4 protein-coding genes are annotated in these 7,201 nt (G+C 29.0%); all 4 read left to right on the forward strand.

What is annotated here, in order from left to right; translation table 11 throughout:
* The coding region (locus tag CPX_RS02345) for a valine--tRNA ligase (protein ID WP_053521568.1) at positions 1–2,294 on the forward strand (2,294 nt) is incomplete at its 5' end.
* A gap of 34 nt (positions 2,295–2,328) precedes the next feature.
* Positions 2,329–3,105, forward strand: a complete 777-nt coding sequence (locus CPX_RS02350; RefSeq protein ID WP_053521573.1) for an alpha/beta fold hydrolase — start codon at positions 2,329–2,331, stop codon at positions 3,103–3,105.
* A 133-nt stretch (positions 3,106–3,238) separates the two neighbouring features.
* Complete coding sequence (locus CPX_RS02355; protein ID WP_053521575.1) at positions 3,239–6,019, forward strand: cation-translocating P-type ATPase; 2,781 nt, start codon at positions 3,239–3,241, stop codon at positions 6,017–6,019.
* 143 nt (positions 6,020–6,162) lie between these two features.
* Entirely contained in the window at positions 6,163–6,726 is a 564-nt protein-coding gene (gene pth / locus CPX_RS02360; RefSeq protein WP_053521576.1) for an aminoacyl-tRNA hydrolase, read from the forward strand.
* Positions 6,727–7,201 lie beyond the last annotated feature (475 nt).

The following is a 7,201-nucleotide window of genomic DNA, read 5'->3' on the forward strand; positions in this document are numbered from 1 at the left end:
AAGGTTTTGCTGAACAAAATCTAACCAAAGAACTCTTTTTAAAATATGCCGCCTTATGGAAAGATGAATATACTAAAAATATTCATACTCAATGGGAGCGCCTAAGCCTTCATCTTGATTATGATTATGAAAAATTTACTTTAGATAAAGATTTTAGCCAAGTAGTAGAAAAAGTTTTTATTCAACTTTACGATAAAAAATTAATTTATCGTGATTATAAAATTATCAATTGGGACCCTTTTACTCAATCTACGATTTCTGAACTTGAAGTTAATTATCAAGAAGTAGAGGGTAAATTATACTATTTAAGATATTATTTAGTCGATGATAATGCTAATTATGTAGAAGTGGCGACTACAAGGCCGGAAACTATTTTTGCAGATCAAGCTTTAACCGTTCATCCTGATGACGAAAGATATCAACATTTAATCGGTCAAAAAGTGGTAGTTCCTGGAACGAACGCAAAAATACCTATTATCGCTGATAATTATGTGGAAAAGGGTTTTGGAACAGGCGTTTTAAAAGTAACTCCGGCTCACGATTTAAACGATTTCCAAATCGCTCAAAGACATGATTTGCAAATAGTTTCTTGTATGAATCCTAACGGAACTATGAACGAATTAGCGCAAGAATACGATAAAATGGATCGTTTTGATTGTCGTGAACAATTAATCCAAAAATTAACTGCGAAAAAATTAGTGGCTAAAATAGAGGATTATACCCATTCAGTCGGCTTTTCAAGCATTTCTGGCGTTGTTATTGAACCAAGGTTATCATTACAATGGTTTTTAAAAACTAAAGCTATTTCGCAATCTGTTTTACAAGAACACCAAATTAACTTCTTTCCTAAACGTTTTTTAAAAACTTTTAACAATTGGTTAGAAAATTTAGAAGATTGGTGTATTTCTCGTCAATTATGGTGGGGACATCCTTTACCTGTGTGGTATAAAGGCGATGAAATTAATGTCCAATCGCAAGATCCAGGCGATGGTTTTCAAAGAGATCCAGATGTTTTAGATACTTGGTTTTCTTCCGCTTTATGGCCTTTATGTACGTTAGGATGGCCTAATAATAACGTAGAGTTATTCCAAAGACGTTTTCCTGTTGACACTTTAGTAACTGGTTATGATATTTTAACTTTTTGGGTTTCTAAAATGGCTTTACAAAGTATGAATTTAATTGAAAAAATACCTTTTAAAGATGTTTTGTTGCATGGTTTAATAAGAGATTCTCAAGGACACAAAATGTCTAAATCTAAAGGAAACGGCGTAGATCCGATAGATATCATTGATAAATACGGTACAGACGCTTTAAGATGGTTTTTAACCACTAATTCTTCCCCAGGCGCGGATTTATTATATAACGAAACTAAAATAGCGTCCAGTTGGAACTTTATTAATAAAATTTGGAACATTAGTCGTTTTATTAAATTAAACATTAATACAGATCAAACCAATTTTCAGGCTGAAACGTTATTACTGCCGGAAAAATTTTTATTATCGCAATTATCGCGTTTAATGGAAGCAACAAACCATTTATACGATAAATACGAATTTAACATTGTAGGAAGTCTGTTGTATAATTTTGTTTGGGAAGATTTAGCCAATTGGCATTTAGAATTTTTAAAAATTGTTTTAAAAGAGTACGATCGAGAGGTATCTTTAAATTCCCAAAAGTTCGCTCTTTATATTTTAAAAATCACTTTACAATTGCTCCATCCTTTCATTCCTTTTGTGACTGATGCTATTTATGAAGAATTTGCTTTTGCGCAACCTATCATTAACGAACAATTACCGCAAATTAACGCAGTTAATTCTTCCTCTGATGATTTCTTAACTTTTAAAAATTTAATTGTGAAAATGCGTCAATTTAGACAAAATTATAAAATAACCAAAACTACTTTATTATCTTTATATATAGAAGCTCCTATAGAAAAACTATCCGAAATAAACACTATTAAACCTGTTTTAAAGAGTTTTTTAATGGCTTTTGAGATTAAAACAATCCATAAACTAAAACAAGAACAATACGAATGGTTGTTTTTTGACAAAGATACATATGTTTTCATGTTTAAAAAAGACTTGCAAGCTTTGAAAAAAAATCAATCTGATAATCAATCGCCACAATTGTTAAAAAAACTTTTAAGCGAAATTAAAAGAAGTGAAAAGATTTTAAATAATCCCTCCTTTTTAGAAAAAGCTAGTAAAGTTAAAATCCAAGAAGAACAAGAAAAATATAAAAAATATTTAAGTCAATATGAAAAATTAATTAAAAATAAAGATCAAGAAGGTTAATCATTAATTTTTCTTTTTCTTGAAAAAGGTTGATATGTTTATTAATAAAAATTTTTTTTATATTAATTTTAAAAACGTTCCTAATCCGAAAGCTAATATTATTATTACTCACGGATTAGGCGAAAGTTCGCAAGATTATCTCCCTTTAGCTGACTTTTTATGTCAAACTGGTTATGCCGTTATTTTATACGATGTTAGAGGACACGGAAAAAGTGGCGGTTCGAGAGGTGATGTGAATAATTTTCATGTTTTGGTCGATGATCTGGCTTCTATTGTGAAGGAAATTAAAAAAAAATCTTCTTTAAAAATTTTTTTAATCGGTCATAGTATGGGCGGAATTATTACTAACGCTTATATGGTAAAATATGGTGAGGTTAACGGTTCTATTATTAGTTCTGCTCCCGCTCATGTACTGAATAATAAACATTTAAAATGCCCTTTTTATTGGTTTAATTTTAAACCAAGGAAACTTAATTTTTTATCTAATAAAATCGCTCATGCACCTTTATATAAGGGTTATTTCCCTTATCATTTAGAATATGTTACTCCGCGTTTAATGAGAAATTTATTAGTTTTAAGTCCTCAATATTTACAAAAAAGATTATCTTTTTATGTTGGTTCTGTTTTGTTTTTATACAGTGTCCAAGATAAAATTATTTCTTTTAAAAATGGTTCTTTTTTATTTGAAAAAGTACCTTCTAAAGATAAAAAATTAATTCTATATCAAGTGTCTTATCATAATTTATTTCACGATATAGAAGCAACCAAAGCGTTTGAAGATACGGTTTTATGGCTAGATCAAAGGTATTGACGATAATGTCTTTGAAGAAACTATTTTTTTTAAAAAAAAGATATTTATTTTGTTAAAATAGATGATATAAATATATTTTGAATATATTAAAATTGTTTTTTTTAAACGAATTAAAAAAAGATTAAGGGAATTTATGAACAATAACGATATTTTGCAAATCAGTAAATTATCACAAGAAGAAGTATTTAAACACTTTCAAACCTCGCCAACAGGATTAGATGATAACGAAGTACAGAAAAGAAAACTTTTATACGGGTCAAATGATATTAAATCCGCTAAAACTTTTAATGTTTTTAAACAACTTATTAAACAATTTACCTCCATGTTCGCTATTTTATTATGGATATCAGGCGCTTTAGCTTTTTTTATTCGCGAATGGCAAATCGGATTATCTATTTTCTTAGTTGTCATTGTTAACGGTATTTTCGCTTTTTTCCAAGAAAGCAAAGCAGAAAAAATTTTGTCTTCTTTAAGCGATATGATGCCTAAAAAAATCCAAGTTTATCGCAATAATCAAATAGAAGTGATAGATGTTATTGATTTAACTATCGGAGATTTAATTTTTTTAGAAGTAGGGGCTACTATTCCTGCTGATTTAAGGATAGTGCAAGCTAATAATTTTTTCGTTGATAACTCCATGTTATCAGGCGAAACAATCCCTTTAAATAGAACAGCTAATCCTAACATGCAAGATGAATGTGTTGCCGCTGAAATGCCTAATTTAGTTTATGCAGGTACAACAGTTTCTGAAGGTAGCGCTAAAGCGGTTGTTTATTCTATTGGAGAAAACACTCAAATAGGGCAAGTTTCTGTTTTATCCAAAAACATTGATAAAGGATTATCTACTTTAGAAAAAGAAATTCACAGAGTAGTTAAAACAATTAGTTTTATCGCTTCTTTATTAGCTTTAGTAGTCTTTTTTGTATGTTTATGGCGTTTTAAAGCTGATAATTCTTGGGACAAGGCTTTAAGTGGTGCCGTCGTAGTGGCTTTAAGTATGTTAGTGGCGAACATTCCTGAAGGATTGTTGCCGACTATCAACTTAAGTTTAGCTATCGGAACCCAAAGAATGTCGAAACAAAACGCTTTAATTAAACAATTATACTCAGTGGAAACATTAAGCTCCGCTACAGTTATTTGTACCGATAAAACAGGAACTTTAACGAAAAACCAATTAACTTGTAAAAAAATTGTATTTCCAGGCGGTTATGTCGATATTACTGGTAATGGTTTAAAACAAGAAGGACAATTCAAAAATTTAAATCAAGAAATAGACGATAAAGTCTTGAAAAAAATCTTTATTGCTTCTATTATGGCTTCAGAAGCGAACTTAATTGATGATGAGAAAAATAAAGGCGATTATCAAGTAGTAGGTAACCCTACCGAAGGTTCTTTATTAGTTGCCGCTAGTAAATACGGGCTTTCTATCGATGAAGTACGTCAAAATTTTACAGTTGAAAAAATTAGTCCTTTCTCTTCAGAAACTAAAAAAATGAGTGTTTTAGTAACGAATGTGGCACAAGCAAAATATGATATTGGTAGCAAATATTTATTTGTTAAAGGCGCTCCAAGCGTTTTATTGAAAGAGTGTAATGCTCAATATAAAAATAACCAAGTAAGCTCTTTTTCTGAAGCAGAAAAAGAATTCTTTTACGAAAGAAACGAAGAATTATCTAATCAAGGTTATCGTATTTTAGCTATTGCTTATAAAAAAATTGAAGACGGTTCTTTAGAAGAAACTAATATGGTCTTCTTAGGATTCGCTGTTAATTACGATCCTCCAAAAATTGAAGTTAAAGACGCAGTAAAAGATTTATTAAAAGCTGGTTTAAAAATCACTGTTATTACCGGAGATTACGGTCCTACAGCTATTTCTATCGCTAAACAAGTAGGTATTATCGAAGAGGAATATATCAATATTGATGGTAATCAATTAGAAAAAATGTCGCAAGAAGAATTACAAGATTCTTTAAAAACAAGAGTTCCTGTTTTATTTTCCCGCACAACTCCTAAACACAAATTAAGAATTGTTGAAGCTTATCGCGCCAATGATGAAATAGTGGGCGCTATAGGCGATGGAGTAAACGATATTTTAGCTATGAAAGCCGCTCATATTGGTATTGCAATGGGTAAATCTGGTAAAGATGTCGCTCGTAATGCAGCGGATATGATTTTATTAGATGATGATTTCTCCACCATTCCTAAAGCAGTTTTAGAATCTAGAGGAATCTATTCTAATATTAAAAAATTCATGACTTATGTTTTATCCTCAAACATTCCTCAAGTTTTCCCTATTATCGTGATGACTTTATTTAAAGTGCCTCTGTATTTAACTGTTATGCAGATTTTAGCTATTGATTTATTAACGGACTTAGTTCCTGCTATCGCTTTAGGAGCTGAAGAACCCGAAAAAGATTTATTAGAACACAAACCTCGTACAGAAAATGACCATTTATTAGACAAAAAATTATTAAAAAGAAGTTATGGCTTTTTAGGAATTGTAGAAGGTGTATTAGCATTAGTCTTTTTCTTAGCTTTTGGCGGTTGCCAATTTTTCGGCAATCACGGAATAGCTTTTACAGATATTTCTGAACAAGCAGGTTTCATTTATGCGTCCACAATGGCTTTCGGAGCAGTTATTTTTGCTCAAGTAGGTAATGTTTTTGCTTGTCGTTCGGATAAATTATATTTTTGGGAAAGTTACAAAAAGAAAAATAAACTTTTATTCGTGGGAATTATCTCCGAGTTATTCTTATTTGTGTTAATTTCTCAAAATATAGGGTTTTTGAATTCCTTTTTCAAAACTAAACCGATAAGATGTGTAGATTATTTATACTTACTTTTACCAATAGTGGTTATGTTAGGTTTTGATACTTTAAGAAAAAAAATCATCAATAACAAAAAAATCAGTTGATACTAAATAATTAAGCTTTTTAACCATGAAATAACAAAAAAACTTTTATCTGTTTTTTTGTTATTTTTTTTACATTTTAAAGGTTTTAAATGTTATTATTTAATTTGAAAACAATGAACAAAATAAGAAAAAAGGAAGAGCGAATGAAGCTAATTGTAGGTTTAGGAAATCCAGGAAAAATGTTTGAATTAACCCCGCATAATATAGGTTTTATGTTAATTAATTATTTAGAAAAAGAATGGAAAAAAAACATTTTAACTACTAAAAAAGAGTTATCAAGTATCGTTTCTCATCTTCAATTAGAACAAGAAACCATTTTGTTAGTTCAACCTCAAACTTATATGAATATTTCGGGTAAAGCCATCAAACAACTGATGTTGAAATATAATATCCCTAAAGATGATGTTTTAGTGCTCGTTGATGATATTAATTTAGAGCCAGGCGCTTTTAAGCTCAAATATAAAGGCGGTCATGGCGGTCATAATGGTTTAAGAAATATCATAGATATGCTACATTCTAAGGACTTTAAAAGATTAAGAATAGGAGTTGGCCTTGATTCTCGTATTCCCTTAGAACAATATGTTTTAAACCGTTTAAATACCCAAACACAACAACAAATTACACATAATTTTCCTTTGTTTAAAAAGTTAATTAGCAATTTTATCCAAGGTTATCCTTTTGCTAATTTAATGAACACCCTTGTCTAAGAAAGAAATGATGATTTTCTTCTTTTAAAAAACAAGTTAAAAAGGGTGATTATGCGCTTTTCAGGCACTTTTCTTTCTTTAGAAAAAAAGATGTTATTTTTTAATAAAAAAATTGTTAAAAAGCTGATAATTTTGATAAAATAAATAATGTTGCAAATGTTTCAAAAAATGCATTAATTTTTGCGATAAAAAAATGTTAAAAAGTAAAGCTTTTAGATGAAATGAAATCAATTTTTAACATTTAATAAATTAATTAAATTTTTTTAAATAAAATGTAAAAAAAGATTGAAATAATTGATTTTACATGTTATAATTAATTTGTTAGTTTTGTGAATTGATTTTTTTCAATCGCATTCATTAATAAATAAAAATAATTTTTTAATTCTTTGAAAACTGAAGATGACATTTTATTATAATTTTTTTAAATATTTAAATCATTAAATTTTCTTTTTTAATGAATTTGTTAAAAAAAAAA

The organism is Candidatus Phytoplasma pruni (assembly GCF_001277135.1).
In the GTDB taxonomy this organism is placed as follows: Bacteria; Bacillota_I; Bacilli_A; order Acholeplasmatales; family Acholeplasmataceae; genus Phytoplasma; species Phytoplasma pruni.